The organism is Lentisphaera araneosa HTCC2155 (genome assembly GCF_000170755.1).
Taxonomy (GTDB): Bacteria; Verrucomicrobiota; Lentisphaeria; order Lentisphaerales; family Lentisphaeraceae; genus Lentisphaera; species Lentisphaera araneosa.
The window spans coordinates 146,457-173,107 of sequence record NZ_ABCK01000008.1 but is presented as its reverse complement, the minus strand read 5'-3'; the positions used below and the strand labels follow the sequence as shown (position 1 = coordinate 173,107).

The window sequence follows — 26,651 nt, the reverse complement described above, 5'->3', positions numbered from 1 at the left end:
TAAACTAAGTCTATGAAAACTAAGCATATCAAACAACTCAAACTCGCCCTATTCCGACTCTCTTTATTTGGAGTCTGCGGTTTGTACATCCCCCTTACGCTGGCTGTCGCTTGTTTAATCATTCACTTCACTTTTCATGATGCCATACGATTGCTGTCCATCATTCTCTATGTAATCAGCAGTGGAATCCTACTGCTCTTAGTGAAACGATTTCGCAAAGCCTTAAAGATCTTTTCGCTAATCAATTTATTTGTCATTCTGTGGTTTATCTTTATCCCCGCCTCCAATGAGCGTAACTGGGATGCGGAAGTCGCAAAGCTACCACTCATTGAACAAAATGGTGATTTATTGAGCATAAAAAACTTCCGCAACTTTAAGTACGCTGAAGGCAAGGAAGTCGAAGTAAAATTTGATAATCGAACTTTTGACTTAGGACAACTCGAAGGTACTGATCTCATCATCTCTTATTGGGATAATTACCGCACCATCAGCCATACTTTTCTGAGCTTCCGCTTTAAGGATGGTCAAAACATCGCCATTTCCTTAGAGGTTCGCAAACAAGAAGGAGAAAGTTATCATCCCCTCAAGGGTATTTTTAAACAATATGAACTCATTTATGTTATGGGTGATGAGCGCGACCTCATCCCACTCCGTACCAAAGTACGTAAAGAACAGACTTTCCTGTATCCCATGAATCTCAATATCGAGCATTCCAAACTCTTTTTACTCGACATCATAAGAGCCGCCAATAGCCTGCACGATTCACCTCAGTTTTATCACTCCATTGGCCGCAATTGCACAACAGGCATGGTCGATCACCTTAATACTATTCGTGACTTCAAAATTCCCACCTCGAAAAAAATCATCCTCAATGGCATCTCAGATTACTACGCCTACCAACTCGAAGGCATCCCCACTGACCTTCCCTTCGACGTTCTCAAGCGCTGCTGCTACATCAGTGAAACCAGCAATGCCTTAGCCCTCGATGACAACTACTCACAAAACCTACGCCAAGTCATCAACAAGCGCCTGAATGCCGAACGCTGGAAACGTGCGCCATCTGCAAAGTTGTATTGAACAACAAATTTAATTCAAAGAAGTAATATTCAGCTTTTAGCTTTCGTAGTGTTTATGTAAACAATCATTTAAATAAGGATAGGCCATGCATAAACTCATCATCTCGCTTCTTTTCATTTTTAGTTCTTTCCAAATCCACTCACAAGCAAAGGATAGAAGCTGGCAAAAACTCTACGTAGCAAAAAACTATAAAAGCATGCCTTATCGCTTGATGACGCCCCTCAACATGGACTCATCTAAAAAGTACCCCGTCATACTCTCTCTTCATGGTGCGGGCGGCAAAGGCAGTGATAATAAACGTCAACTCAAACCCTGGAATCAACAGCTTGCAGATGCTAAAATTCGTCAAGATTATCCAGCTTATGTTTTGGCGCCTCAATCCCCCGGTTTATGGGACACTGATATGCTAAGTTTAATCAAAGAAGTCATTGCCGCTTTACCGAACGCCGATATGAAGCGCATTTATATTCTCGGTCACTCCATGGGGGGACACGGAACTTTCATTTACATCCAGGCAGATCCCGATTATTTTGCTGCAGCAGCTCCCTCCGCCGGAACAGGTTTGAAATCCACTGCAGACTTCATCGACCCTAAAATCATTAAGGACATCCCCATTTGGACGAGTCACGGCGATCAAGACCGAGTTTGCCCCTATGATAGAATTGTCAAAATCATGGAAGAAATGAAAAAGCTCAATGGCAAGTTCAAACTCACTTCATGGAAAGGAGGAAATCACGGAGTTTCCGACCGCTTCATTCCTGGTCACGAGAGTGGCGTAACCACCATGAGTGGAAGTCGCTGTGACCCCGAAAGTCACTTCATGAAGTGGCTCTTTAAGCAAGAAAAGAACTAGCTTAATCAATCAGGGATAAAGAGATCCTTTTGCGTTTGGCATCCACTTCAATGACTTTGACTTCCACTTGTTGACGCACCCGGACAACTTCTGCGGGATCCGCAACAAAGCCATGTTTGAGTTTACTGATATGAATCAGACCATCTTGGTGAACTCCGACATCGACAAAGGCTCCAAACTTGGTCACATTCGTCACTAAACCTGGAACTTTCATCCCCACATGAAGGTCACTGATTTCATGAATATCTTGGGAGAAGCTAAAAGCACTAAAGTTTGGACGAGGGTCGCGACCGGGCTTTTCTAATTCTTGCTTAATATCCTCTAAGGTCGGCAAGCCTACTGATGAGTTCACATATGACTCGAGCTTTATTTGCTGTCTGAATTCCCCGCTATTAAGTAAATCAGTCACGGAACAATTTAAGTCTTTTGCCATGCGCTTGACTAGGCCATAGGATTCTGGGTGAACGGCACTGGAATCCAAAACTTGATCCCCATCAAAGACACGCAAGAAACCCGCGGCTTGCTCAAAGACTTTATCACCCAAACGGGGCACTTTCTTTAATTCATTACGATTTTTAAAAAGCCCTTCAGATGAACGATAGTTGAGAATCGCTTCGGCTAGTTTTGGCCCAATGCCCGATACATAACTCAAGAGCTCCACACTGGCAGTATTAAGATCTACGCCCACTGCATTCACGGAACTGAGTACCTGATCATCCAAAGCCTTTTTCAAAGCACTTTGATCCACGTCATGCTGATACTGGCCAACGCCAATGGTTTTGGGATCGAGCTTCACGAGTTCTGCTAAGGGATCCTGCAGTCGACGACCAATTGAAACCGCGCCTCGCACAGTTAAATCATGATTGGGAAATTCATTGCGGGCACTCTCACTGGCTGAATAAATTGATGCCCCACTCTCATCCACCGAAATCACTGGAAGCCCCAAATCGAGTTCATTGAGAAAGAGTTCTGTTTCACGACCTGCCGTACCATTGCCCACCGCAAGAGCTTCGATAGCATATTTTTTGACTAAGCGACGCGTCTCATCCGCTGCTTGCTGCTCTTTCTCTTTTGAGTTCCCCACGGGAAATAAATTGCAGTTGTACAAAAGCTCACCGGCCGACCCTAAACAAACGACTTTCGCTCCTGTCCTAAAGCCTGGATCAAAGGCCAAAACCTTTTTTCGACCTAAGGGTGCGGCTAACAAGAGCTCGCGTAAATTCGCCACAAAGACACGAATTGATTCTATATCGGCTTTCTCTTGGGCTTTCTTTTGAACCTCTTTCTCCAAAGATGGGAGGAGCAGTCGCTTATAGGCATCCTCGGCAGCCAGTTGAACTTGGCTAGAGGCCAAACCTCGACCCTTCACAAAATTGCGCTCGACAATCTTTTGAGTTCTTTCTTGATCCGGTCGCATTTTTACTCGTAAAAAACCTTCGCGTTCGCCACGTAAAATCGCTAAGAGTCGGTGCCCTGGCACACGACTCAATTTTTCTTCTAGATCGAAATAATCACGATACTTTTGCGCATCTTCAATTTTAGTTTTGATGACTTTTGAACTCAAGCGGGCATGAGTCTCAAAAGCATTGCGCAATTGCGAACGCGTTTTAGAATCTTCGCTCATTTGCTCAGCCAAAATATCACGAGCACCGGCCAAGGCCTCATCGCGATTATTCACGCCCTTAGCGCGATTGATAAACTTATGAAAATCAATGCGATCACCACTCTGCTGCATCAAAACTTGAGTCAAAGGTTCTAAACCTTTTTCTCGTGCTTGCGAAGCTCGCGTTTTCTTCTTCGGTCTATAAGGAAGATAGTAATCTTCGAGCGCATTGAGGTTCTTGGCTTGTTCGAGTTTAGCTTTTAGATTTTCAGTGAGTAGATCTCGTTCTTTTAGTGACTTAAAGATGGCCTGTTTTCTTTTATCGAGTTCTTCAAAGTTCGATTTTAAATCGCGAATGGCGCCAATTTGCACTTCGTCTAAGCCTCCCGTGGCTTCCTTTCGATAACGCGCTATAAATGGCAGCGTCGCCCCAGAATCTAAGAGCTCAATTGTTTTGCTTATTTGAGATGATTGAATGGCTAATTCAGCACTAATAAAAGAAAGGATTTCAGACATTGGGGAACCTAATTAATTCAGAATGCAACACATTACTTCCAAGAGAAAAAACTTATACCAAGTTTGAACATATTGAACCAAAAGAGCCTCAACTTAGTTTAGGAACTCATCTACAAAACAATCACACCACCGAGTTCACCGAGAATTTATATATGGACATACATGCGTAAACAGTTAATCAAAAACATATTTACCACAGAGTACACCGAGAACATAGAGCTGAAACACTAACAGATTAGATGAGTTTTTATGATGATGACTTCACCATTCACGATAAATCACGAACCCAAACTTTTCTCTGTGAACTCTGAGTCCTCTGTGGTGAATTAATGGTCTCTAAAACTTTTGGGATAATGAATTTAAGCGCTTAGTTCTACTTATCTTTACCGTAGAAAACCATGTGTTGCCAGGGAAGTTTATCGTAAGATCGCACAACTTTGAAGCCATTGGCAGTGAGTTCTTTATCCATTTGGACCTTGCTCATTTTGTGATCTTCTTTAATGGGAACTTTCTTATCTTCCTTGCGAAATTCAACCAGTACCAAAACTCCCTCGGGCTTGAGGGACTCGCGCATCTTTTTGAGCATGGATTCAGGTTCAGTAAATTCGTGGTAGGCATCGACGAGTAAGATGAGATCAACAGAGTTTTTCGGCAGTTTGGGATCAGTGAATTCACCTAGAATTGATACGCAATTTTTTATTCCTGCTTCCTTCGCTCTCTCTTGAAGGAATTCGAGCATCTTGAGCTGAACATCCACACAGAGAATTTTGCCTTTTTCGCCAACAGTTTTTGCCATAGTTAATGCGTGATAGCCATTGCCACAACCCACATCCGCTACCACCATGCCGGGTTTGAGCTTGAGTTCGCGAAGCATTTCGGAGGTGTTTTCTTCTTTTTCTCGCTCCGTACGCGTCAGCCAATGAGCCGCATTGCAATGCATAGTCCAAGCAATTTGACGCCCCATGTAAACCTTGGGCTTTGAAGTATTGATTTTGTTTTCTGCGAAGACCGCAAAAGTAAAAAAAGTGAGAACTAAAAATAATTTATGCATTTTTTATACCTTCATTTAATTGAATGATGTTCCGCAAATGAAAGGGACTCTGTCCCTCTCGTACATAAAATCAAAGCGCTGACAACGCTGCTAAATAAGCCTGCTCTTGGTACTTTTTCATTGCTGGCAAAGTCTCAACTGATTTAGCTAAGCGATTGAGTTCAGGCCCACCAACTAAGTTAACAGAGACCAAGGCAGCCAATTGAATCAAGCCCTCAATTTTAAAGGAGCTCGCGCCACCCGCAAACTTGCCCTTCTCCAAACGCTTTTTAATGTTCACCACATCGGCATTACATTTCTCGAGCCAAGTTTTTAAATCATCAAAGAATTCCTTTACACTCGTCGCGCAATAAGGGTCTTCTAATTCAATCTTTGTTGCTTCTTTGATTTCGTCTGCCGAATCAAGCAAGACTAAAACACAAGTACTGCTCTTAATTTCGACACCTAAACTCTTCATCGACGCTTAAACCAAATCACAGGCTTCGATGGGCATCCAGTGATGATCTTTGCCATCCCACTTCACATTGCAGCCAATAGGGTTGGTTTGGGGTGTAGAAACTTCTTTACCTGCTTTGAGTTCCTCAAGGGTACGATCGAGATCAAAAATCGAGGGAGTTTGACCAACGCGAGGCTTATCGACGGCACGGCCTGTGTAGACCAGCTGGCGTTCTTTATTAAAAACGTAAAAATGCGGAGTTCGCAAAGCGCCATAGACTTTGGCCACTGCTTGACGCTCATCATGGAGGTAAGTCCATGGGAATTGATGTTCTTCCATGCGTGTGACCATGTGCTCAAAAGAATCTTCTGCGTAGGTATTCACTGAATTTGAGTTGATGCCAACAAAATCTGCTATGTCCGCAAAAGCCTCGGCGGTCTTGCGAGTGCTTTCATCCGAACCAATAACGTAAGGGCAATGATTACAAGTAAAAAAGATCACTAAGTAGTCTTTCTGAAAATCTTTGAGTGAATAAGTTTTGCCATCAGTTGCGGGGAGCGCAAAATCAATGGCTTCCTTGCCAATTTCGAGTGTAAATGCCATGTTATATCAATCCTTCTTTTTGTAAAAAATAAACGCCCACAAAGACTTTTAGATCTAGGGCACAACCTTGTGCTTGTTTCTTTTCAATAAATTCGTGTAGTTCTGCAAAGGGAACCAAATGAGTTATAATTTCTTCGTCATCAACACCGCCACCCTCGGACACTTTTTCGAGGTCCCAAGCAATGTAAAGATCATTGGCTTCGTCGCTCATTCCCGCCGATACGGGGCCGTGAACCACTTTTTTGAAATTTTTGGCGTAATAGCCCGTCTCTTCCTCTAGCTCTCTCTGAGCCGCTATAAAACTCTCTTCACCCTCATAATCACCGTCTCCAACGAGGCCTGCGGGCCATTCAATGACGGGTGCATTCATGGGAACGCGAAATTGTTCAATGAGGACTAATTCTTTTTTGTCCGTTACAGCCGCAATTACTGCGGCGGAAATATCATTGGGTCGAGTGACCCATTCCCAATTTCCCGTTTTTATATAATGTAAAAATTTGCCCTTATAGATTTCTTCCATGGTGAATCCTAATGGGTTAATCCGCGCTCTACGGCTTCGGCCAATTCACGACGTCTTGCTTCAAAATCAACTCCTGTACGGAAAGCTAAAGTGACTTCGTGATCGGTGGGTTCAATAATGATTTGGTCAATTTCTTTAGCTTCTTGCTCATAGCCATCAGCATAAGCATTAATTTTTCGACGCGAGGTACATTTGATAGTGATCTTTTGAGGAGAACATACGCTTGAAGGATAAGGTCCCGTTGCGACGCCCCCCACATACCAAGTACGTGTATCTAAGGGTAGAACAGCAGATGAGCCACGGGCATTAAGAGCAAAACCCGTCGTACCCTGAGGTGTCGAAACAAAGACGCCATTGCCTTTTACTGTACGATTACGAAAATGACTCAATTCACCGGTTATTTCGAAGGAAATAAAGTCGGCAATATTGCCCCCACAAAAAATATCGTTAAAGGCTAAATACGAGGTTTTGTCGCCCGCGGCATTATAAAAATGTCCTTTCATCAACTTTACACTGACGAGGTGAAGCTCTTCTTTAAATAAAGGAATTTGATGAGGCTGCTCAATTTGGTTCATCAAAAAACCAAGTGTACCACAATTGAGACCGAACAAAACTTTGCCACTATCGCAAGTAGTTCGTGCCGCACGAGTCATGCCGCCATCACCAGAGGCAACTAAATAAGCATTAGCTTTTGATTCATCGTCAGTGACAAGTCCCGCGTCAAAAAGATCTTCTTCAATCCAGCGTCGAACAAAGTTAGAGCGCTCAAAGCCGAGCTCTTTGGGATCGGGAAGTAAGGGGTAATAAATGAGTTTTTCTTTCATAAATTCTCTAATATTATTATCTTGGACTTAATTTACCTACGTTTTTGCGTTCTTCGCAATTCAAGCTTGAGAATATGGCCAGAAATCTTTGTTTTTTGCAATGTTGTGAGGACTCGGCTCGATTTTTCGCGAAGAACCCCGAGTAGTGTATGCTTCTCATTAACTTCGATATAGCCGATATCCGAGTCGTCCAAACCACAATTTTTTGCTAAGATCTTTTTGAGTAAGCCATTATTTAAACCCTGCTTTTTCCCACCATAAACAATGATGCGAGAGCAATCCCGAATATTCGCCTTCTTGCGCACGGAATCTTGTTTCTTTTTTGCCAATGGTTTTTGCGAGACTTGTTTCTCATCCATAATTTGATTGAAGCTCACGCGCAACATTTGACGTCCGGTGCGTTCTTCAAAGGATTTGATCGTTTTTTCTTTACGGCCATTATAAAAAGATATCACTAAACCACTTTTACCTGCACGAGCAGTACGGCCCGCACGGTGAACATAATCGGGGAAGTCATAGGGTAAATCGTAATTAACAACTAGCGGTAAGCCAGGAATATCGATCCCTCGTGAAGCTACGTCAGTTGCAACGAGTATTCGAACCTGTTTATCCCGAAAGAGCTTGAGTGCTTGGTTTCGAACATTTTTTTCCATCCCAGAATGAAGTGGGTGAACATCAAAGCCCATATCATCGAGCTTTTCAGCTACTTCATCAACGCGTTCCTTGTGATTACAAAACACAATGACTTGATCATTCTTATGCTTCTTCAGTAGTTTTTCTGTGAGCTTTAAATGATTTTCAGGATAAACCGAAACCGCCCATTCTTCTAAATTTTCTTCAGAGCCAATATTTGAACGGTCTTCAATAATCACGGGCTTCTTTAAAAGCGTCTTAGAAAAATTCTTTATATCATCTGTAAATGTAGCCGAACATAAAACTGTCTGCACTGATTTAGGCAGATCTTTTAAAATACTCGTTACGGCTTCTCTGAAACCCATATCAAAAAGGCGGTCGGCTTCATCGATCACAAGCATGTTTATACAATTGCTATTGAGCAAACCTTGTTCTTTAATATCTATCAAGCGCCCTGGAGTTGCCGAGATAACTTGCGCTCCATGCAAAGATTTCTTAACTCCCGATAATTTACCGCCACCAGTCACTTCCGCGACACGAAAATTTTCTAAGCCCTTGCCGAGTTTTATGAATTCCTGGGAGATTTGTTTACAGAGTTCTCTGCCTGGCGTGAGAATTAATACTTGTGGGTGCTGAACCTCAGCACGCAAATGCTGCAATGCGGGGATCGCAAAAGCCGCCGTTTTTCCCGTTCCAGTTTTAGCACGCACGAGAGCATCTTGGCCCTGTAAAATTATCTTTAATGATTTATTTTGGATCGGAGTTGGTTTTTTATACCCAGCTGTATAAATAGCACTAAGGATCGTTTTCTTTAGCCCCAAATCCTGAAACTGTACATTTTTGTTCATTTTTTAGCCTTCATGAAGAAAAGTCTTTACATTATTGTTATAAGCTTAAAAACATTTACATTTTTTATTGAGAATTTATGACATCTCTTTGATTTCTTAAATACCTGTTCCATTATAAGCAAGTTTATAAATTAATACCACATAAATACAACAAAAAAGACTAAATCACATGAGCAGCTCAAACGTCACGGACAACGCCAATCCGGCGTACATTGAAATGATGCTCCAAAAGTTCAAAACCGACCCAAATTCGGTGGACGCTTCTTGGCAGCAATTTTTTCAAGGTTATGAACTAGGTATAGACAAGCAAGAAACTCTCGAAGCCACCTCTTATGTAGAAAAGGAAGTCAAGATCATGAAGTTGATCAATGCTTACCGTTCTCGAGGTCACCTCATTTCAAAAACGAATCCGATCCGTCCTAGGCGTCTTCACCAAGCTGACTTAACTCTAGACTATTTTGGTCTAGATGAAGCTGATTTAGAAGAAGAATTTGATGTAGGCCACGAAATCCGTCTCGGCCGAGCAAAACTTAAAGATATTATCTCTCACCTTGAAGACACCTACTGCTCTTCTATTGGTGTTGAATATCGCTATAGCCAAAGTTCTGAAATGCGCCAATGGCTCCATGAAAAAATGGAATCAAATGCCAATAAGCCCAACTTCAATAAAACACAAAAAATGAATATTCTCAAAAAACTTACACAAGGTGTAGGTTTCGAGAAATTCCTCGGTGTTAAATACGTTGGCCAAAAGCGTTTCTCTCTCGAAGGTCTAGAAGCTTTTATCCCCGCAATGACTGAACTCTTTAATCAAGGTTCACGCCTAGGCGTTCAAGAATTCGTTATGGGCATGGCACACCGTGGCCGCCTCAACGTTCTCGCTAATCTTTTTGAAAAAGAATACAAAGCTCTCTTCCAAGAGTTTGAAGGCCACGCCCTTCCCGACGACGTCGGTGGTGATGGCGATGTAAAATATCACATGGGTCACTCAGCTGATGTTGTGACGGAAGATGGTAACCCCTTGCACCTTTCACTAGCAGCCAACCCTTCTCACCTCGAAGCTGTTAATCCCGTTGTCCTTGGTCGCGTACGCGCCAAAATTGAAGAACTCTATGAAAATGACCCTAATAAAATTGTTCCTATTCTTGTTCATGGTGACGCAGCGATTTCTGGCCAAGGCATTATTTACGAAATCTGTAACATGGCTAATCTCGACGGCTATGGTACAGGCGGCACGGTCCACGTCGTTCTTAATAACCAAGTAGGCTTTACTGCAAACTACCGCGAGAGCCGTTCAAGCCTCTATTGTACAGACATCGCAAAAGTGCTTAACTCCCCAGTTTTCCACGTCAACGCAGATGATCCTGAAGCCGTTGTTCATGCCTGTACGACAGCTATTGAGCTTCGTCAAAAATTCGCTTGCGACGTTTACATCGATATCCTTGGTTATCGTCGTCATGGTCATAACGAAGGTGATGAACCTCGTTTCACTCAACCTCTCCTTTATAATGCCATCACAAAGCACCCAACCGTGCTCGACATGTACATTAAACGTCTTGTAAACGGTGGTGAAATTATCGAAAAAGAAGCTTCTGGCATCGTCAAAACATTTAACTCTCAGTTACAGGAAGCTCTCGATACGACTCGTGAACTTCAAGATAAAACGATCCAAGTTAACTTCCTTAAGAAGCAGTGGAGCGGTATTCGCAAAGCAACGCAAGCTGATTTTGAGAAATCACCAAAAACAGGTGTTAAAAAGACGACTCTCAACAAAATCGCTAAGGGTATAACAGATATCCCTGAAGATTTCAACATCCTCAGAAAATTACGTAAAATCATCGACCAACGTCGTCACGTCTACTTCGACAGCAACATAGTCGACTGGGGTATTGCCGAGCACTTAGCTTTTGGCTCACTCCTTCTCGAAGGTCACCCAGTTAGAATTTCTGGTCAAGACTCACGTCGTGGCACATTCTCACATCGTCACTCTTACTTAATTGACGAAAAAGATGAGATGGAATACGTTCCACTCAACTCCATTGATAAAGACCAAGCCAAGTACAAAGCCTATAACTCACACCTTTCTGAGTACGGTGTTTTAGGTTTTGAATACGGCTATGCTCACACACTACCAAGCTCGCTCACAGTATGGGAAGCTCAATTTGGTGATTTTGCCAATGGCGCTCAAGTCATTTACGACCAATTCATTTCCTCTGCAGAATCAAAATGGCAGCGTATGAATGGCTTAACTTGCTTCTTACCTCACGGTTACGAAGGCCAAGGCCCCGAGCACTCAAGTGCCCGCCTCGAACGCTTTTTATCCCTTGCAGCTGAAAACAATATGATTGTTGCAAACCCAACAACTCCTGCTAACCTTTTCCACTTACTTAGACGTCAGCTTAAAGCAACTTATAGAATCCCTCTTATCGTCATGACTCCAAAGAGTCTTCTTCGTCACCCAAAAGTTGTTTCGCCAGTAAGCGATTTAACAAAAGGTGAATTCAAAGAAACGATTGATGACGATTCAGTAAAAGACGCGAAAAAAATCGAACGCCTCATCCTCTGTTCTGGTAAGATCTACTACGAACTTCTCGACGAGAAAGAAAAACAAGGCCTCGAAAACGTCGCCATCGTCCGTATTGAACAGTTTTATCCTACGCCAAAAGACCAAGACACCGCACTTCACAAAAAGTACGGCCACTGTAAAGATTGGTATTGGGTTCAAGAAGAACCGCAAAATATGGGTGGCTGGTATTACATGAGAGCGCGTTTGGATCACCTACGCCACGACATGAAGTTCATCTCCCGCAAAAAGAGTGCGAGTCCTGCAAATGGTCTCATGAAGCGCGAAATTGCCTTCCAGGAAAAAATTATTAAAGGGGCTTTCGAAGGCCTCAGCAGCAAAAAATAAGCAAGGATTTTTGAAATGAGTATTGAAATTATCGTTCCGGCCGCTGGCGAATCAGTAACAGAAGCCGATATCGCTCGCTGGTTCAAAGAAGATGGTGAATTCCTCGAGCTTGATGAACCAATGGTAGAGCTCGAAACTGACAAAGCATCTTTAACAATTACAGCTCCTGCAGCTGGTACACTTCACATTAAAGTTGAAGAAGATGAAACTGTTCAAGTTGGTGAAGTTATCGCTGTATTAGAAGAAGGTGTAGGCTCTGCTGCTGAAAGCACAGCAGAAGTGGAAGAAACAGAGGAAGAAGTCGAAGCCGCTCCAAGCGTTGACATGGCTTCTCCTGCTGCCCGTAAACTTATTGCCGAAAACAATATTAGTGCCCAAGATGTTGTGGCTACTGGTAAAGATGGCCGCATCACTAAAGAAGACGTTATTCAGCATTTAGCTGCTCGTGAAAAAGTTCTCAATATCCCAAGTTCAATTCCGAATGTTCAAGATGTTGCTAACAAGAATGCTAGTCCTGCACCAGTACCTGCTGTGGCACCCACTCCAGCTACTGCTCCGGAAGCTCGCGGAACACGCACAGAAAAAATGTCTCGTCTTAGACGTACGATTGCTCAGCGCCTTGTTGATGCTCAACAAGAAGCCGCTATCCTTTCAACTTTCAACGAAATTGATATGTCTGCTGTCATGAATTTGCGTAAGCAGCACAAAGATGAGTTTAAAGACAAGCACGAAATCGGACTTGGTTTCATGTCTTTCTTCACAAAAGCAACTGCGATTGCTCTTAAAGAATTCCCGATCATGAATGCACAAGTTGACGGCAACTCCATCATCTATCACGACTTCGTTGACATGGGTATTGCCGTATCAACTCCGAAAGGTCTTGTGGTTCCAGTGATTCGTGATTGTGATCAACTCAACTTCAGCGGTATAGAAAGAAAGATTCGTGAGCTCGCACTCAAGGGTCGCGACATGGACCTCACCCCAGAAGAAATGACTGGCGGTACTTTCACTATCACCAACGGTGGCACTTTTGGATCTATGCTTTCAACGCCAATTTTAAACCGTCCCCAAAGCGCTATCCTCGGTATGCACAATATTGTAGAACGTCCTGTGGCAGTTAATGGCCAAGTTGAAGTTCGTCCTATCATGTACCTCGCTGTCAGTTATGATCACCGTATCATTGATGGCTCTGATGCTGTACGTTTTCTCGTGAAGATCAAGACTCTTCTCGAAGATCCGACTCGCATGCTCTTAGAACTCTAGGATCTGAACTCATGGAAAAATTTGATTTAATCGTTATTGGTGGTGGCCCTGGTGGCTACGTAGCTGCGATTCGTGGCGCTCAAATGGGCATGAAAGTCGCTTGCGTAGAGAAATACTCGACACTCGGCGGCACTTGCCTTAACGTGGGTTGCATCCCTTCAAAAGCTCTTCTCGATTCATCTGAGCACTTTCACCAAGCCAAAGAAAAGTTTGCTATACACGGCATTCAAACTGGCGACTTAAAAGTTGACTTCACTCAAATGATCAAAAGAAAGACTGACGTTGTATCTAATACAACTGAAGGCATCAACTATCTCTTTAGCAAAAACCAAATCACTCGTCTCGAAGGTCTAGGTTCATTTGTCGATGCTAATACAGTAAAAGTGACGGCACAAGACGGTTCAGAATCTCAGTACCAAGGTGACAAGTTCATTATTGCCACTGGCTCAAAGCCCGTTGACCTGCCTTTCATGCCCTGCGACAAAAAGCGTATCATCACTTCTACTGAAGCGCTCACACTTGAAAAACTTCCTGAATCAATGGTTGTTATTGGCGGTGGTGTTATTGGCCTCGAACTCGGTAGTGTTTACGCTCGTCTAGGAACTGAAGTCACTGTGGTTGAATTCATGGATCGCATTGTCCCTCCTATGGATAAAGAGCTCGGCAAAACTCTTCAACGTTCACTTAAAAAGCTTGGAATTAAATTCCACCTCTCTACGAAAGTGACAGGCGCTACCGTGAAAGGCGACAAAGTCACTGTAACGGCTGAAGACAAGAAGGGGAATGAACTCTCTTTTGAGACAGACCACGCACTCGTTTCTGTTGGCCGTAGACCTTTCACTGATGGACTCAATCTCGAAGCCGCTGGCGTTGAAGTTGGTGAACGCGGATTTATCCCCGTCAACAATCACGGACAAACATCGGCAGCACACATCTTCGCTATTGGCGATGTCATTGGTGGCGCTATGTTAGCTCACAAAGCGGAAGAAGAAGGCGTTTGCGCAGTTGAATTCATGAATGGCGAAATGCCGCACATGGATCACGATCTCATTCCTGGTGTTGTTTACACTTGGCCTGAAGTGGCAAGCGTAGGCAAAACTGAGGAACAGCTTAAAGAAGCTGGGATCAAATATAAAACGGGTAAATTCCCTTTCCGTGCTTCTGGCCGCGCTCGTGCCTCAGAAGAATCAGAAGGCTTTGTCAAAGTCCTCGCCGATGCGGAAACCGATAGAATTTTAGGCGTTCATATGATTGGCCCACGTTGTGCCGATCTAATTGCCGAAGCGGTTCTTGCGATGGAATACCGGGCTTCTGCTGAGGATATTGGTCGAGTTTGTCACGCTCACCCGACTTATACAGAATCTTTTAAAGAAGCTGCTTTAATGGCGACGGAAAATCGTCCGATACATATTTAAGTTAAGTGTTTGTTAAACTTGATTAAATTTATCAAGTTTAACTTGTCATAACACTAAGAGCCTTTATTATAGAATCTCATATGCGAACTCCATTGATCGCGTTTGTTTAGGTATGGGCTAAAGATCAGGAACCTTTGATTTTTAGTCCTTTTTTATTAGAGCTCAAAGATAGATATCCTGGGGAGAGTACTTTTTCCAGGATTCATTTTTTTTAGGCTTACTCAAAGCCTCTTTGAGCAGATCCATATAATCATCACGTGGGATATCTTTTCCCCCAAGACTCAATAAATGATCATTATTGATTTGGCAATCCAGCAAATCGAAAGCCCATTTTTGCGATTGTCGCACAAGGTAGTGAAAGGCAACTTTCGAGGCATCCGTCACAGTGTGAAACATGGATTCCCCAAAAAAAGCTTGTCCAATTGATAAGCCGTAGAGGCCACCGACTAACTGCCCATCTTGATAAGTTTCTATACTATGAGCAAGCCCCATCTCATGGAGCTTGGTATAGGACTCAATAAAATCTTCCGAAATCCAGGTATCATCACGCAAAGCTGCACAGCATCGAATCACTCCACCGAAAGCAGAGTCGTACTTCACTTCAAACTCACCCTTTTTAATACGGCGTAATAAAGATTTTGAAGGTCTGTAATTCTCCAAATCCAAAACCATGCGAGGATCGGGGCTGTACCACATGGGTGGCTCGTCGTGCCAAGGGAATATTCCAGACTGATAAGCAAGAATGAGCCGTTGGGGGTCTAAATCTCCGCCCACAGCCAACAGCCCATTTTCATCCGCGTAATCTACGGGAGGAAAACTGAGTTCTTCATTGAGGAGAAAGAGCATCCAAGTACTTCCGAGATAAATACTGACGCAAGCTCTCACCCACAAGACTCGAGTTTTCTGTCACTTGTGCCTGCTGACCATAAAGACATTCAAAACTCACCGAGACCTCCTCATTTAAGCAGAGGTAAGTCACTTCATCATGAAGCTCTTTATACATACCCTGAAAAGCATAAACCGCACGTGCATCTAAAAAGATCACATCATCGTATTCTGGGAAACGCAAATCACTATCTTGATAAAGATCTAGATTGGGAATATAAACGGGCTTGGCTCCAGCATAGCGCAAGAATTTTTCTTCTTGCTGCCATGCACTCTCGCTACCACCACAAACAATAACGCGACGCCCCAAGAGAGGGGAATAAGTCGGGAAGCTTTTTATTCCTGCTGTATCACCAAACACCACAAGACCTGGAGGGCGTAAATTATTTTCTTCTGCGAGCTCCGCAATTGTGTTGAGCTGACCGCGTAACTCTTGACAATCACTACGGCCCAAGTTCATCGCGAGCATGGCGGGCAAATCTTCGGGATAGCCTGCTTCGAGTAATTGTGAACAGATTTTTTTAATGGATAAAATCCCCATGTAAATCACTAAAGTCGCGCGATCAAAATGCATAAGCTGATTGAGGCCTCCACCCGCCTGACGCGCGGTGGTCAAAATCACTCGATCGCTCACACCTCGTGAAGTTAAATAAGTTCCTGTACAAGGAGCCAAAGCCTGTGCTGCCGTAATTCCTGGGCTAATTGACCAAGACAATTCGTATTCTTGGAGGAAGTCAACTTCATCTTGAATTCGACCCAAGATACCTGCATCTCCGCCCTTCAAGCGCAAAACTTTGTGACCATCGCGAACGGCATTGAAAATTAATTCATTAATTTTACCTTGATCAAAGGAGGTTGAATCACCGCGCTTACCAACATACTTTCTTTCAGTTTCAGGACCAATGTGATTGAGAATTTGAGGATTTACTAAGGCATCGTAGAAACAGACATCACAATTTTTTAGGTAATTCAAGCCTTCCACAGTAATCCATTCCGGCTCACCAGGACCCGCACCAACGAAACTAACGGGAAAAGAGAAAGCTTTTCGTAAATTGACAAAGCCTTGATTTCCCTTCATGAAAACCACTGTGGCTTCTTCGTGAATGAAATAGTCATAAGTCGCCTCTACCGAACCAGGAAAATCTTCTTTAGGCCAAACAAAAAAATCAATGCGTCCCGCGTTCAAATCACTTAGGGTAGTATGATAATCTTTAGGTTCAGTATTTTCTTGTAGGACAAACTCTGCTTTTGGCATAAGCTCAGCAAATTTCGCTACCAAGTCCTTAGCCAAATTCATGCAAAAAAAGTTGCCTGCGTAGTTCATAAAAATCTCTTCATATTAATAATCCATTGAGTATAAGCACTGAAGCGAATTATTCAAAGTTAAGCCTTGACTCTAAAGGTGACAGACAGAAGATGCCCACAAGAGTTTTAAGTTCGTCTTTACGCATTTAATTTATGAGTTACTTTCCAAAAACATTTTTACTTTTTATCAAATTTTAAGGACTCACATGAAATCATTTGTCATTGCTCTAATTGCAGGCGCAATCGGTGGCGTTGCCTACAGCCTTTTACCCGATGCATCTTGGGGCATTAGTCTTGCTAGTGTAATCACGGCTCTTGCAGCTTACTTTATCGTCAACCGCAAAATCAATTCAAAGCTCACTTTAATTGTCAATGCAACGCAAGACCACATTCAGTCAACGCAAGACAAAGTTCGCAAGAAAATGAACGGCATGCAAAACAAGCCCGGACTCAATCAAGCGGCGGCTCAAAAGACACTTGAAGCAATGCAAAAAGAAGGCATTGAAGAAGCTATTAAAATGCTCGACCCCGCCGAAGAACTTTTCTCTTGGAGTATCCTTGCTAGAAAACAAGTCAGCACTTTCAAGTACCAGCTCTACTTCAGCCTCAAACAATTTGATAAAGCTGATAAACTCGAAAATGACCTGCTGCTTTTCGATCCACAACTTGTGGCTATGAGAATGGCTCGTGAGTGGATGCGCACACCTTTCAACAAGAAGTCGAGCCCTAAAGAAATTGAAGGCTCTCAAATTGCAAAGTTATTCAAAAAAGGCACTTCTCGTGCCAAAGGTACTACAGGTGCCTTCCTGTACAATACTTACGGCTGGATGCTATCTAAAGCCGACCAAAGTAAAATGGCACTCGAGCTCCTCACAAAAGGCCTCGACAAATGCGCTGACGAAGTGATCAAAAGCAACCTCGATGTCCTTCGCAATAACCAAGCATCAAAATTTTCTAATAAAGCTTATTCTGAGCGTTGGTACTCACTCCATTTAGAAACTCCTCCTCAAGCTAAACCACAGAAGCAAAAAATGCGCCGTGGCCGCAACCAAGGCTTTCAACCCTTCTAAGAATGCTTGAACTGATCATACTGCGCCACGCCCACGCAGGCGAGGCCCTGACTGATTTTGATCGTCCTTTACGGGGTAAAGGACGAGAAGAAGCTTTGCAAGTTGGCAAAGTTTTTGAAGAGAAAAACATTTTTCCCGATTATGCCCTAGTGAGCCCTGCTGCACGCACCATTGAAACCTACGACTTAGCGAGCCAAAACTGGCCCAACTGCCCTATCGTGCAACCTAGATCCATCTACAATGGCAGCTTAAACAGTTTACTTGAGGCTTTGAGCGAAATACCCGAAGGTGTTCAACGCGCCATCATTGTAGCGCATAACCCCGGCGTTAGCTTTTTAGCCGAAGAGCTCAACCAAGCCCATGACTACTTAGGCTTTAGCCCCGCTGACTGGTGCTATATGAGTCTCAACATAGAAAAATGGGAAGATATCCACCCAACTTGTGCCACCGTCATCAGCTATGCCTAGCCTCTACGACCATCAAGAGCTCGAGAGCTTTTTCAATAAACAGCAATTTCCCGAACGTAAACGCCGTAGTTTTCGTCGCCTATTCTTTAGAGAGTTTCTCGACCTAGACTCAGCCTTCGACAATCCTAAATTTGTCGAACTCGTCCGAGATCATTTTGAAATCCCCCAACTTAAAATCATCTCTCGCCAAGATTCAAAAATTGATGGTGCAAGTAAGCTGCTCGTACAAACTGAAGACGGCCTCAATATAGAGACCGTGATTCTTCGCATCGGCACGGGACGCACCTCACTCTGCATCTCTTCCCAAGCTGGATGCACAGAAAAATGCACTTTCTGCTCAACAGCGACTTTAGGCTTCAAACGAAACCTCACTTTAGCCGAGATCATTGGTCAGGTCATCTTAGCTGGAGAAATTCTTCGTAAAGAAGATCGCAAAGTTCGCAACATTGTCTTTATGGGCATGGGCGAACCCCTTCGCAATACCGACAACGTTTTAAAATCTCTCGAAATCATGCTTTCTTCAGCGTATATGGGATTAAGCTCAAAACGAGTGACTGTTTCGACTATTGGCATAACGGATAATATAACTAAGCTACGCCATAGTTTTCCAGAAGTGAATTTAGCGCTCTCGCTGCACGCTTCGAATGATCAGGTGCGCGACATCCTGATGCCCATCAATAAGACTTTCCCCATGGAGACAATCAAAGAGACCCTACTCTCTGCACAAGAACTGGCTTCGGGAGACCTTATGATTCAGTACCTGCTGATTAAAGACCTCAACGACAGTCCTGAACAAGCTCAGGAACTCGCTGCATTTTTAAAAGGTATCAACTGCATCATCAACCTCATCCCCTACAATGACTCTATGGGCATGGGCAATTGGAAGTGTTCCAGTGAAGAAAAAATGTCTGCCTTCCAAGACGTTTTACAGGAAAGCGATTTCCAAGTTACTCGTCGTCATTCACTCGGTCGTGACATCGATGCAGCCTGCGGCCAACTCGCCGCAAAAAACCAAAAAAAATAGGCAGCGAATGCTGCCTATAAATTAAAATCAATACGACTTAGAGCTTAAATCTATTTGAGGTAACCCACAGCTGCTTTACCATCTTTATCGAGTTTACCCGCACTCCAAAGAACTGCATAAGCCATCATTTTTTGATAGATAGCTTGTTCCATTGTAGAGTTATGATGACCAAGTGTCGTCCCAAACATTTTTAAACCTTCTTCTGTATGAGAAAAAATGCAATCTTCAGTAAAAGCCTTGCCCTTGAGAGTGGTACCTTTCGCCAATGATTTTGTTGTAGGATTTAGCTTTGTCTGATAAAGTTCACCTTCTTTCGTTTCCCAACCATCAACTCCAAGAGCTTTCATTACGGGATGAGTTTTATCTGTAACTTCAACTTTAATGGCTGATTTGTGATAATGACGAATACTATTCACACCACAGAGGCGATCCCATGCTTCACGTTTAGTTCTAAACCAAGTGTGGAATGAGCCATGAGTCATAATCACGCCTACTTTATTTTTTACGTGATTATCAATCACCTTATCAATCGCATCATCATCTTCAAACTTTACCTGACAGTGATTGTGAAAAACAACATCATAGCCTTTACAAAAATCACCTTTAAAAACTTCTGGCAATTTATTCTCTGATGGTTTAACGGGGTGCTCATCTGTGGAAGTCCACTTAATTGTCACTTCGGCATTTACTTGACTTTCAATCGTTTTCTTGAGAAGTGGTGCCTGAGTTTTATAATCGTGCCAACCACCACCAGTGATCATTAGAACTTTGATCGGTTTTACTTCAGCTGCAAAACTTGCGAAAGCCGCAAAGAACACGAGAAACATTGTTGTTACTTTTTTCATATTTATTCCTTATTTGTTATTTTAAGCCCATCGCCAAGCTTCGCATGACGGATAAAGTCTTAACTCTATAATAAATAGGAAATAGCTTTTCTTAACAGCTCCTAAGCCTTTAAAAGAAAGAAATCTTTATTTATCAAAATAACAGCATCGCTGAAGATACAATTATGTAATTTATTTTATTATTTTTTACATTTTTGTTTGAAAAATAATTTTATGATAACATTATTGGAAAACTATTTTACAATTGCAGGTGAATATCATGTTAAAAAAATCTCAAACAGAGATGTCAGTACTCGTTACACCCGAAATGGCCAACTTTAATGGCAACATGCACGGTGGTGACCTTCTCAAACTCCTTGACCGCGTTGCCTACACATGTGCGACACGCTATTGTGGCAAATATGCCGTCACTCTCTCTGTTGACCAAGTGACCTTCAAACAATCCATAAAAATTGGTGAATTGCTCACCTTCATGGCCTCAGTGAACTTCACTGGACGTACATCAATGGAAGTTGGCGTCAAAGTCATTGCAGAAGACCTCCACTTACAGAGCATTCGTCATACCAATACCTGCTACTTCACCATGGTTGCGGTTGACGAAAGCAGCAAAGCTGTTGAAGTCCCCAAGTTTGTCCCAGAAACGGCAAAAGAAAAAGAACGTTTTCAGCTTGCTGAGCAACGACGTGAACGTCGCATGCTTCAGAACAAAGTTGACGCCATGATAAAAAGTAAAGAGAGCTAAGTAAATCGCTGAGCTAAGCTTGAAAAGAGCTAGTTTTGGACTAATAAAGGGCTGATCAAAACTTAGCTCTAAGGTAAATTCGTGGACAAAAAAATCTCACTTACAGGTATCAAACCGACTGGAACTCCTCACTTTGGGAATTTCTTCGGCGCTATCAACCCCGCATTGGAATTAACGGAAAAGTATCAAGCACGTTATTTCATTGCCGATTATCACGCCCTCAACACGGTAAAAGATCCTAAAGAGATGCTTGATCATACCTACGAAGTTGCCGCTACCTGGCTCGCATGTGGCCTCGATCCCAATGATGCCTTGATCTATCGTCAATCTGATGTTCCTCAAACTCATGAGCTCGCTACTTTCCTCATGGCTTTTACCGCAAAAGGCATGATGAATAAAGCACACGCTTACAAAGCTAAAGTTCAAGATAACCAAGCAGCTGGCAAAGACACTGACTCGGGCGTCAACATGGGTCTCTACACTTATCCCGTGTTAATGGCTGCGGACATCCTACTCTACGACACCAATATTGTTCCCGTGGGTCGCGACCAAAAGCAACACGTTGAGATTACAGCGGATATCGCACAATCCATCAACCACAACTATGGTGAAGAAATCCTAGTCATCCCAGAAGCTATTATCTCTGAGAGTTGTGACATCATTATCGGTACCGATGGTCGTAAAATGAGTAAAAGCTACAACAATACGATCCCCCTCTTTCAGACTCCTAAGAAAATGCGTAAGCAGATCATGAAGATCACCACGAATTCTCAGGAAATTGAAGAAGCCAAAGATCCTGATACATGCAATGTCTTTTCGCTCTATAAACTCTTTGCTGACCAAGGCGAACAAGATACACTCGCCGAACGCTACCGTGCTGGCGGCTTAGGCTGGGGTCACGCCAAGCAGGAACTCTACGAAGCTGTCGAACGCAAATTTGCTCCCATGAGAGAAAAGTATGACGCCCTTATCGAAGACCGCCAAACTCTCGACAAGATCCTTCAAGAAGGTGGTGAAAAAGCTCGCGATATTGCCTCGTCTACGATCACACGCTTACGAAAAGCAGCGGGTTTCCCCTGCTAACTTTACAAGAACACATTTGAGTGTATCTTCCCGAAAATTAAATAGATAGAGAAATTTTATGAAACTCGAAGTGCTTAAAAGCAAAATCCATAAAGCCGTTGTGACTCAGGCCGACCTCAACTACGAGGGCAGCCTAGGAATCGACCAGGACCTGATGGATAAAGTAGGACTACTTCCCTACGAAAAAATCTTGGTAAGTAACCTTAATAATGGTGAACGCCTCGAAACTTATGTGATTCCGGCAGAACGTGGCTCACGCTCCTTTTTACTCAATGGTTCAGCTGCCCGTCTCGGTGCTGTTGGCGACCGCATTATCATCATGAACTTTGCTTACTTCGATATTGAAGATATTAAAAAAGGCCACAAACCGACTGTTGCAGTTCTCAACGAAGTTAACGAGATCGAATTACTTAAGTAATGAATACTTTCCTCAATAAGCTGGAAAACAAGTTTGGTCACTTAGCTATCCCCGACCTCACCAAGAAGCTCCTCATACTTAAAGTCATTGTTTTTGCTTCGATTCAGCTTATTTTCCAAGGAAACCCCAACACCTATGCTTCTACTTTAGAGCGTATTCAAGTCGCTAATATTCATATTATCGGCGACCTTATTGGAGCTCTCTGTACTCCGCCAGTTCAAACTATGCAGGGCTGGAACATTATTTGGCTCTTTTTTGCACTCTCCATTTTCCTCATGGCAGGACGAGGCCTCGAACAAGTTTGGGGCAAGTTCCGTTATAATCTTTATATTCTCTTTTATGCCCTACTCTACCTAGCGATCTTTACAGGTATTCGCTTTTTCTCAAGAGCGGTACCTTTCCCTGAAGATTTACTCTATGCAGGTGTCTTCATGGCTTTTGCTACCAAGTTCCCCGATGTAGAGATTATGGTTATGTTTGTCATTCCGGTCAAAATTAAATATCTTGGTTTCATTGCTGGTTTTTTTGTTGCCTTTATGGCTTTCTCAGCACTTAATTCACCTCAACTAAGCCCCTTTGCCGCACGTGCTGTTGCACTTATTTATTTCATCCCTCTTCTTCACTACGCTGCTTTTGTCTTGCCTTACCTCTACAGCGATGCGAGCTTAAAAAAGAGAAGTAAACAATTCCAAAAGCAACTCGACCCCAACCAAGGCAGAGCTACCTTTCACAAGTGCAGTACTTGTGGTATCACCGAAAATGAAGACCCCGACATGATCTTCCGCGTAGGCGATGATGGCGATGATTATTGCGATAAGCATATTTAGCTTTCAGGTTTCAGGTTCCAGGTTTCAAGTTTCAGGATATAAGAAATAAGTCATTATTCATTTAATATCTCTGCACAGGCATTAGATTGATTCATGTCTGATTTAAGCCAATACCTCAACCCCGAAGTCGTCAACGCTGTTGAACGCCTCGACCTCCAAGCTCGATGTATTGCTGAAGCTTACCTAACAGGACGACATCGTAGTGCTCAGCACGGCTTTTCGACTCAATTTAGTCAGCACCGCCCCTATATAAAAGGCGACCCCATCAAAGATATTGACTGGAAAGTTTACGCTCGCTCAGACAAATATCACATCAAAAAATATGAAGCTGAAACTAATATTGAATGCACTTTTTTAGTCGACATCTCTGAGTCAATGAATTATAAAAGCCACGCTCTGAGTAAACTGGAATATGCCACATGCCTCTGCGCCGCACTTAGCCTAATACTCACTCAACAGCAAGACAGTCCCGGTCTCATCACTTTCGATGATGATGTTCGTCATTTCATCCAACCTCGCTCGAGCCAAAAGCAACTCATGCAAATCATTCACACTTTAGGAACTCAAGAAGAATCACAAGCCAGCGATTTTAGTACTGCCTTGCCAAATGCGGCTTCCATGTTGGGCCACAAAGGTTTGCTCGTGTGCTTCAGCGATCTTTTGGGTGATACTGACAAAGCCTTAGAAACACTGCAAACACTTAGTTATGGCAAACACGACATCATGCTTTTCCACCTCCTTGATCCCGAGGAAATCGAACTCAAAGAAGGCGACCTCTCTCGCTTCCAAGACAGCGAACGTCCCGACTCCAAAGTCGTCGCTAACCCCGACTCCATTCGCCAAGTTTATCAAAAACTCATCCAAGATTTTATTAGTAAAATCAAAGGTAAATGTCAAGAGAGTAAAATCACTTGGTGCTTCATCAATACCGCTGATCCATTTGACCTTGCGATCCACGATTTCATGAGTCAACGACGCGCAATGATGTAATTCCTTCATACCCTTCCAAATATAAGCGTTTTTTAACGGCTTTTATAGTGCTTAACCCCTTGCACTACTTGACGGTATTTATTGTGATTTTATCTTAGGCTCTTTCAAGTTTTAACCTCAATTTTAATGGACACTCTATGTTTTCATCACTCAACAACTCTTTCAGTAAAAATAAAAATCTTTTTGTGGTCGTTTTCGGTCTTCTCACCCTTTCATTTATCCTTACACTTAGTGATGTAAGCATTGCCGATTTAAGCAGCGGGACTCGATCTGGAGCTGTTGGCGCTATTGATGGCGAACTCGTCGACAGAGACACCTACGACCAACTTGCAGCAAAAGAGAGTATCGTTTTCAGTATTGAACGTAAAGCGATCATTGAGCTCAATAATAGTAATAGCGCTCACATCGAAGCTGTCCTTTCGCAAAAAGCTTTCGACCAAAAGATGCAAAAAGACATTGCATCAGGTGCTTATAAAGCTGAAGGAGTTGATGCCGAAGCGATGCGCAAATTTGCTGATGAGAATCAATTAACTCCTGATATCATCAAAATTATCCGTACACGCTTAGGTGTTGGTGGCCAAGAACTCGATGCTGCTATTAAAACAATTATTACTCGTCGTAATTACATCGACAGTTTCGAAGAGCGTGTGACAGTTGATGAAACACAAGTTAAAGCTAAAGCTGCCCAGCAAAATAGCACGATTGCGGTTCAAGCAAAAACTTTCTCAGCAACAGAAGCTATCGACGAAAAACTTGTCACTTATTACAAAGAGAAACCAGAAGAGTTCACTTTTGAAGATACCATTTCAGCGCAAGTGGTTCGCTTCCCAAAAAGCCCTGAAGGTAAAACAGCTGCTAGCACTTTTGCGGAAGCCGCAGCTAAAGTTAAGGTAAGTAATTTTGAAGCCGTAGCCAAAAGTAAAAAACTTGAAGTGATCACACTTCCAAAAACTCGCGTTTCAGCTATCAATGGCGGTCAACTCGTAGAAGGTGACTTCGCTTTAAGTACAGCCCTCATTGAACTCACAAGCGAAAAACCTATTAGCCAAGTTATCGAAGGTGCTCAACACAACTATGTAGCTGTCCTTGCTGCTAAAGGCGGAGTTCTTCCCTTCGCTCAAATTCGTGAACAAGTGATCGAAGCTTACTTTGGTGCTGATCCTCTCCAAGCTTTCTACAATAATGAAGATAACAAGCGTCAGTTCCTCATTCCCCGCAGCCTACAATTAAGTCTCGTTAGCTTGAGCCCCAGCACACTCTACTCTGAAGTAGCAGTAAGTGATGAAGAAATCAAAGCAGACTACGACAAGAACATCGAGAAGTACAAAGTTGCACAAATCAAATCAACTGAGTACGCCATCACTGCTAAGGATGACAAATCACTCGCAGCTGCCGAAACAACTCTCAAGGCTATCAAAGATTTAGTTGATAGTAAGGCGAAGAATCTTGAAGAAGAACTCAAGAAAAATGCTGACATTAAAAAAACAGATACTGAATGGCTTTCTGAGAACGAAAATAACAAATCCCTCTTTGTTATTGCCAAAGGTCAAACAACTGCCATCGAAGCGAATGAATTAAAATTCACTTTTACACTTATCAAAGAAAAACGCGACGAGACTCCTTTCGCTGAGGCCAGCAAAGAAATCAGCGCGAGCATCACTCATGCTAAAGCTAGTACTAAAGCTCGTCTCGCTGCTGAAAAACTTCAATCTTTCATCTCATCAAATCGCGGCAATGAAAACTTCTTCAACCTCTTTTTAACTGAAGCGGCAAGTCACCAATTCAATGAGCGTAAGCTTCAACCTCTTACTCCTCAATCTGGCAACCAACAAAGCATGCAGCTCGCTATGCAACTTCTCCAACAAGGCTACACTCCTCCAGGTGGTTTCTCCCAACAAGCTTTTGCACAAGTTGGCCAAATGCTTTCAGCACTTTCTGCTTCGCGTCCTGTAAGTGACCCTTCAGTTACTGAAAATGGCGACATCCAATACCTCTTAGTGGAAAGAGAAGTTCCTTCTTCTTACGTTCCTTTTGAACGCGCTAAGTCAAGCATCGCTTTCCAAGTAGCTAATGCTCAAGGTAAAGTTCTTGCTAAAGCTAAAGCGGACTCATCAAAAACTGAACTCGAAAAAGCTGAAGATACCGGAGCCTTCTTTAAAGCTAATTCATTTGCTGAAGAACAAAGCATTACTCCCGAGAACAAAGCTCAATTCACTGGCCTACTCAACGACGAAATCCTTGAAAAAGATTCAGCTTACATCACGACTAGCGGTAACGACAGCATTTTAGTTTACATCAAAAAAATTGAAGCTGGCAAAGAAGATAAAGTTAAAGAGAGTTTTGAAAGCCTTATGAAGAGTGAAAAATCGCGATTGGCCTACGAGAAGATTGATCAGATCTTCCAGGGAATCAAAACTTCTGTGACCATCACAAGTAATTAAT

Annotated in this window: 24 protein-coding genes; 14 read left to right on the top strand and 10 right to left on the bottom strand. The window is 42.9% G+C overall.

Annotation, left to right across the window (positions count from 1 at the left end; translation table 11 throughout):
• Nucleotides 1-12 precede the first annotated feature (12 nt).
• Both LNTAR_RS10435 and LNTAR_RS10430 read left to right on the top strand, forming a co-directional pair.
• Nucleotides 13-1,077: an Lnb N-terminal periplasmic domain-containing protein gene (locus LNTAR_RS10435; protein WP_007278663.1), complete on the top strand. Its 1,065-nt coding sequence runs from the start codon at nucleotides 13-15 to the stop codon at nucleotides 1,075-1,077.
• Between the two features lie 85 nt (nucleotides 1,078-1,162).
• Nucleotides 1,163-1,930 carry a carboxylesterase family protein gene (locus LNTAR_RS10430; RefSeq protein ID WP_007278662.1) on the top strand — a complete coding sequence of 256 codons (768 nt, stop codon included), beginning with the start codon at nucleotides 1,163-1,165 and terminating at the stop codon, nucleotides 1,928-1,930.
• A 1-nt stretch (nucleotide 1,931) separates the two neighbouring features.
• Here the strand turns inward: LNTAR_RS10430 and LNTAR_RS10425 are convergent, their stop codons facing one another.
• The 7 genes from LNTAR_RS10425 to LNTAR_RS10395 form a co-directional block, all read right to left on the bottom strand.
• The gene (locus tag LNTAR_RS10425; protein ID WP_007278661.1) at nucleotides 1,932-4,049 is read right to left on the bottom strand and encodes a Tex family protein; all 2,118 of its coding nucleotides are present in this window, start codon (nucleotides 4,047-4,049) and stop codon (nucleotides 1,932-1,934) included.
• 373 nt (nucleotides 4,050-4,422) lie between these two features.
• A complete protein-coding gene (locus LNTAR_RS10420; RefSeq protein ID WP_007278660.1) occupies nucleotides 4,423-5,100 on the bottom strand; it encodes a class I SAM-dependent methyltransferase in 678 nt (225 codons plus the stop codon).
• A gap of 70 nt (nucleotides 5,101-5,170) precedes the next feature.
• On the bottom strand, nucleotides 5,171-5,557 hold the full coding sequence (locus tag LNTAR_RS10415) for a DUF3010 family protein (RefSeq protein WP_007278659.1): 387 nt from the start codon (nucleotides 5,555-5,557) through the stop codon (nucleotides 5,171-5,173).
• Between the two features lie 6 nt (nucleotides 5,558-5,563).
• A complete protein-coding gene (locus LNTAR_RS10410; RefSeq protein ID WP_007278658.1) occupies nucleotides 5,564-6,139 on the bottom strand; it encodes a thioredoxin family protein in 576 nt (191 codons plus the stop codon).
• A gap of 1 nt (nucleotide 6,140) precedes the next feature.
• Nucleotides 6,141-6,659, bottom strand: coding sequence for an NUDIX hydrolase (locus tag LNTAR_RS10405; RefSeq protein WP_007278657.1), 519 nt, complete (start codon nucleotides 6,657-6,659; stop codon nucleotides 6,141-6,143).
• 8 nt (nucleotides 6,660-6,667) lie between these two features.
• Nucleotides 6,668-7,483 (bottom strand): NAD(+)/NADH kinase, encoded by an 816-nt coding sequence (locus LNTAR_RS10400; RefSeq protein ID WP_007278656.1) that lies wholly within the window; start codon nucleotides 7,481-7,483, stop codon nucleotides 6,668-6,670.
• A 32-nt stretch (nucleotides 7,484-7,515) separates the two neighbouring features.
• Nucleotides 7,516-8,964: a DEAD/DEAH box helicase gene (locus tag LNTAR_RS10395; protein WP_007278655.1), complete on the bottom strand. Its 1,449-nt coding sequence runs from the start codon at nucleotides 8,962-8,964 to the stop codon at nucleotides 7,516-7,518.
• A 145-nt stretch (nucleotides 8,965-9,109) separates the two neighbouring features.
• Here LNTAR_RS10395 and LNTAR_RS10390 point away from each other — a divergent pair, with 145 nt between their 5' ends.
• From LNTAR_RS10390 to lpdA, 3 genes are read left to right on the top strand one after another with little or no spacing between them, the layout of a single operon-like run.
• Complete coding sequence (locus LNTAR_RS10390) at nucleotides 9,110-11,875, top strand: 2-oxoglutarate dehydrogenase E1 component (RefSeq protein WP_274377940.1); 2,766 nt, start codon at nucleotides 9,110-9,112, stop codon at nucleotides 11,873-11,875.
• A gap of 15 nt (nucleotides 11,876-11,890) precedes the next feature.
• The gene (gene odhB, locus LNTAR_RS10385) at nucleotides 11,891-13,138 is read left to right on the top strand and encodes a 2-oxoglutarate dehydrogenase complex dihydrolipoyllysine-residue succinyltransferase (protein ID WP_007278653.1); all 1,248 of its coding nucleotides are present in this window, start codon (nucleotides 11,891-11,893) and stop codon (nucleotides 13,136-13,138) included.
• Between the two features lie 11 nt (nucleotides 13,139-13,149).
• Nucleotides 13,150-14,553 (top strand): dihydrolipoyl dehydrogenase, encoded by a 1,404-nt coding sequence (lpdA, locus tag LNTAR_RS10380; protein ID WP_007278652.1) that lies wholly within the window; start codon nucleotides 13,150-13,152, stop codon nucleotides 14,551-14,553.
• Between the two features lie 162 nt (nucleotides 14,554-14,715).
• On the opposite strand, the gene aat is transcribed toward lpdA, so the two are convergent.
• Complete coding sequence (aat, locus tag LNTAR_RS10375; protein ID WP_007278651.1) at nucleotides 14,716-15,399, bottom strand: leucyl/phenylalanyl-tRNA--protein transferase; 684 nt, start codon at nucleotides 15,397-15,399, stop codon at nucleotides 14,716-14,718.
• Nucleotides 15,380-16,762: a uroporphyrinogen-III C-methyltransferase gene (gene cobA / locus LNTAR_RS10370; RefSeq protein ID WP_007278650.1), complete on the bottom strand. Its 1,383-nt coding sequence runs from the start codon at nucleotides 16,760-16,762 to the stop codon at nucleotides 15,380-15,382. Before cobA ends, aat begins: the two co-directional genes overlap by 20 nt.
• Nucleotides 16,763-16,949: 187 nt before the next feature.
• Here cobA and LNTAR_RS10365 point away from each other — a divergent pair, with 187 nt between their 5' ends.
• Genes LNTAR_RS10365 through rlmN form a run of 3 tightly spaced genes read left to right on the top strand, consistent with a single transcriptional unit; the run spans nucleotide 16,950 to nucleotide 19,304 of the window.
• Nucleotides 16,950-17,813 carry a hypothetical protein gene (locus LNTAR_RS10365; RefSeq protein WP_007278649.1) on the top strand — a complete coding sequence of 288 codons (864 nt, stop codon included), beginning with the start codon at nucleotides 16,950-16,952 and terminating at the stop codon, nucleotides 17,811-17,813.
• 2 nt (nucleotides 17,814-17,815) lie between these two features.
• Nucleotides 17,816-18,280 carry a SixA phosphatase family protein gene (locus LNTAR_RS10360; RefSeq protein WP_007278648.1) on the top strand — a complete coding sequence of 155 codons (465 nt, stop codon included), beginning with the start codon at nucleotides 17,816-17,818 and terminating at the stop codon, nucleotides 18,278-18,280.
• On the top strand, nucleotides 18,273-19,304 hold the full coding sequence (gene rlmN, locus LNTAR_RS10355) for a dual-specificity RNA methyltransferase RlmN (RefSeq protein WP_007278647.1): 1,032 nt from the start codon (nucleotides 18,273-18,275) through the stop codon (nucleotides 19,302-19,304). The genes LNTAR_RS10360 and rlmN overlap by 8 nt, the downstream gene beginning before the upstream one ends.
• Nucleotides 19,305-19,354: 50 nt before the next feature.
• Here rlmN and LNTAR_RS10350 read toward each other — a convergent pair whose 3' ends face one another.
• The gene (locus tag LNTAR_RS10350) at nucleotides 19,355-20,149 is read right to left on the bottom strand and encodes a ThuA domain-containing protein (RefSeq protein ID WP_007278646.1); all 795 of its coding nucleotides are present in this window, start codon (nucleotides 20,147-20,149) and stop codon (nucleotides 19,355-19,357) included.
• Nucleotides 20,150-20,408: 259 nt separating this feature from the next.
• On the opposite strand from LNTAR_RS10350, the gene LNTAR_RS10345 reads away from it, so the two are divergent.
• The 6 genes from LNTAR_RS10345 to LNTAR_RS10320 all read left to right on the top strand — a co-directional run bounded on the left by LNTAR_RS10345 (nucleotide 20,409) and on the right by LNTAR_RS10320 (nucleotide 26,650).
• Complete coding sequence (locus tag LNTAR_RS10345; protein WP_007278645.1) at nucleotides 20,409-20,891, top strand: acyl-CoA thioesterase; 483 nt, start codon at nucleotides 20,409-20,411, stop codon at nucleotides 20,889-20,891.
• Between the two features lie 81 nt (nucleotides 20,892-20,972).
• Nucleotides 20,973-21,974 (top strand): tryptophan--tRNA ligase, encoded by a 1,002-nt coding sequence (gene trpS / locus LNTAR_RS10340; RefSeq protein ID WP_007278644.1) that lies wholly within the window; start codon nucleotides 20,973-20,975, stop codon nucleotides 21,972-21,974.
• A gap of 58 nt (nucleotides 21,975-22,032) precedes the next feature.
• Nucleotides 22,033-22,392 carry an aspartate 1-decarboxylase gene (panD, locus tag LNTAR_RS10335; protein ID WP_007278643.1) on the top strand — a complete coding sequence of 120 codons (360 nt, stop codon included), beginning with the start codon at nucleotides 22,033-22,035 and terminating at the stop codon, nucleotides 22,390-22,392.
• The gene (locus LNTAR_RS10330; protein ID WP_007278642.1) at nucleotides 22,392-23,219 is read left to right on the top strand and encodes a hypothetical protein; all 828 of its coding nucleotides are present in this window, start codon (nucleotides 22,392-22,394) and stop codon (nucleotides 23,217-23,219) included. Before panD ends, LNTAR_RS10330 begins: the two co-directional genes overlap by 1 nt.
• A gap of 93 nt (nucleotides 23,220-23,312) precedes the next feature.
• On the top strand, nucleotides 23,313-24,209 hold the full coding sequence (locus LNTAR_RS10325) for a DUF58 domain-containing protein (RefSeq protein ID WP_007278641.1): 897 nt from the start codon (nucleotides 23,313-23,315) through the stop codon (nucleotides 24,207-24,209).
• A gap of 137 nt (nucleotides 24,210-24,346) precedes the next feature.
• Entirely contained in the window at nucleotides 24,347-26,650 is a 2,304-nt protein-coding gene (locus LNTAR_RS10320) for a peptidylprolyl isomerase (RefSeq protein ID WP_007278640.1), read from the top strand.
• Nucleotide 26,651 lies beyond the last annotated feature (1 nt).

Excerpts from the sequence above, each read along its gene's own strand:
- LNTAR_RS10435 (WP_007278663.1), top strand. The coding sequence starts at position 13 with ATGAAAACTAAGCATATCAAACAACTCAAACTCGCCCTATTCCGACTC.
- LNTAR_RS10430 (WP_007278662.1), top strand. The coding sequence starts at position 1,163 with ATGCATAAACTCATCATCTCGCTTCTTTTCATTTTTAGTTCTTTCCAA.
- LNTAR_RS10425 (WP_007278661.1), bottom strand. The coding sequence starts at position 4,049 with ATGTCTGAAATCCTTTCTTTTATTAGTGCTGAATTAGCCATTCAATCA.
- LNTAR_RS10420 (WP_007278660.1), bottom strand. The coding sequence starts at position 5,100 with ATGCATAAATTATTTTTAGTTCTCACTTTTTTTACTTTTGCGGTCTTC.
- LNTAR_RS10415 (WP_007278659.1), bottom strand. The coding sequence starts at position 5,557 with ATGAAGAGTTTAGGTGTCGAAATTAAGAGCAGTACTTGTGTTTTAGTC.
- LNTAR_RS10410 (WP_007278658.1), bottom strand. The coding sequence starts at position 6,139 with ATGGCATTTACACTCGAAATTGGCAAGGAAGCCATTGATTTTGCGCTC.
- LNTAR_RS10405 (WP_007278657.1), bottom strand. The coding sequence starts at position 6,659 with ATGGAAGAAATCTATAAGGGCAAATTTTTACATTATATAAAAACGGGA.
- LNTAR_RS10400 (WP_007278656.1), bottom strand. The coding sequence starts at position 7,483 with ATGAAAGAAAAACTCATTTATTACCCCTTACTTCCCGATCCCAAAGAG.
- LNTAR_RS10395 (WP_007278655.1), bottom strand. The coding sequence starts at position 8,964 with ATGAACAAAAATGTACAGTTTCAGGATTTGGGGCTAAAGAAAACGATC.
- odhB (WP_007278653.1), top strand. The coding sequence starts at position 11,891 with ATGAGTATTGAAATTATCGTTCCGGCCGCTGGCGAATCAGTAACAGAA.
- lpdA (WP_007278652.1), top strand. The coding sequence starts at position 13,150 with ATGGAAAAATTTGATTTAATCGTTATTGGTGGTGGCCCTGGTGGCTAC.
- aat (WP_007278651.1), bottom strand. The coding sequence starts at position 15,399 with ATGCTCTTTCTCCTCAATGAAGAACTCAGTTTTCCTCCCGTAGATTAC.
- cobA (WP_007278650.1), bottom strand. The coding sequence starts at position 16,762 with ATGAACTACGCAGGCAACTTTTTTTGCATGAATTTGGCTAAGGACTTG.
- LNTAR_RS10365 (WP_007278649.1), top strand. The coding sequence starts at position 16,950 with ATGAAATCATTTGTCATTGCTCTAATTGCAGGCGCAATCGGTGGCGTT.
- LNTAR_RS10360 (WP_007278648.1), top strand. The coding sequence starts at position 17,816 with ATGCTTGAACTGATCATACTGCGCCACGCCCACGCAGGCGAGGCCCTG.
- rlmN (WP_007278647.1), top strand. The coding sequence starts at position 18,273 with ATGCCTAGCCTCTACGACCATCAAGAGCTCGAGAGCTTTTTCAATAAA.
- LNTAR_RS10350 (WP_007278646.1), bottom strand. The coding sequence starts at position 20,149 with ATGAAAAAAGTAACAACAATGTTTCTCGTGTTCTTTGCGGCTTTCGCA.
- LNTAR_RS10345 (WP_007278645.1), top strand. The coding sequence starts at position 20,409 with ATGTTAAAAAAATCTCAAACAGAGATGTCAGTACTCGTTACACCCGAA.
- panD (WP_007278643.1), top strand. The coding sequence starts at position 22,033 with ATGAAACTCGAAGTGCTTAAAAGCAAAATCCATAAAGCCGTTGTGACT.
- LNTAR_RS10330 (WP_007278642.1), top strand. The coding sequence starts at position 22,392 with ATGAATACTTTCCTCAATAAGCTGGAAAACAAGTTTGGTCACTTAGCT.
- LNTAR_RS10325 (WP_007278641.1), top strand. The coding sequence starts at position 23,313 with ATGTCTGATTTAAGCCAATACCTCAACCCCGAAGTCGTCAACGCTGTT.
- LNTAR_RS10320 (WP_007278640.1), top strand. The coding sequence starts at position 24,347 with ATGTTTTCATCACTCAACAACTCTTTCAGTAAAAATAAAAATCTTTTT.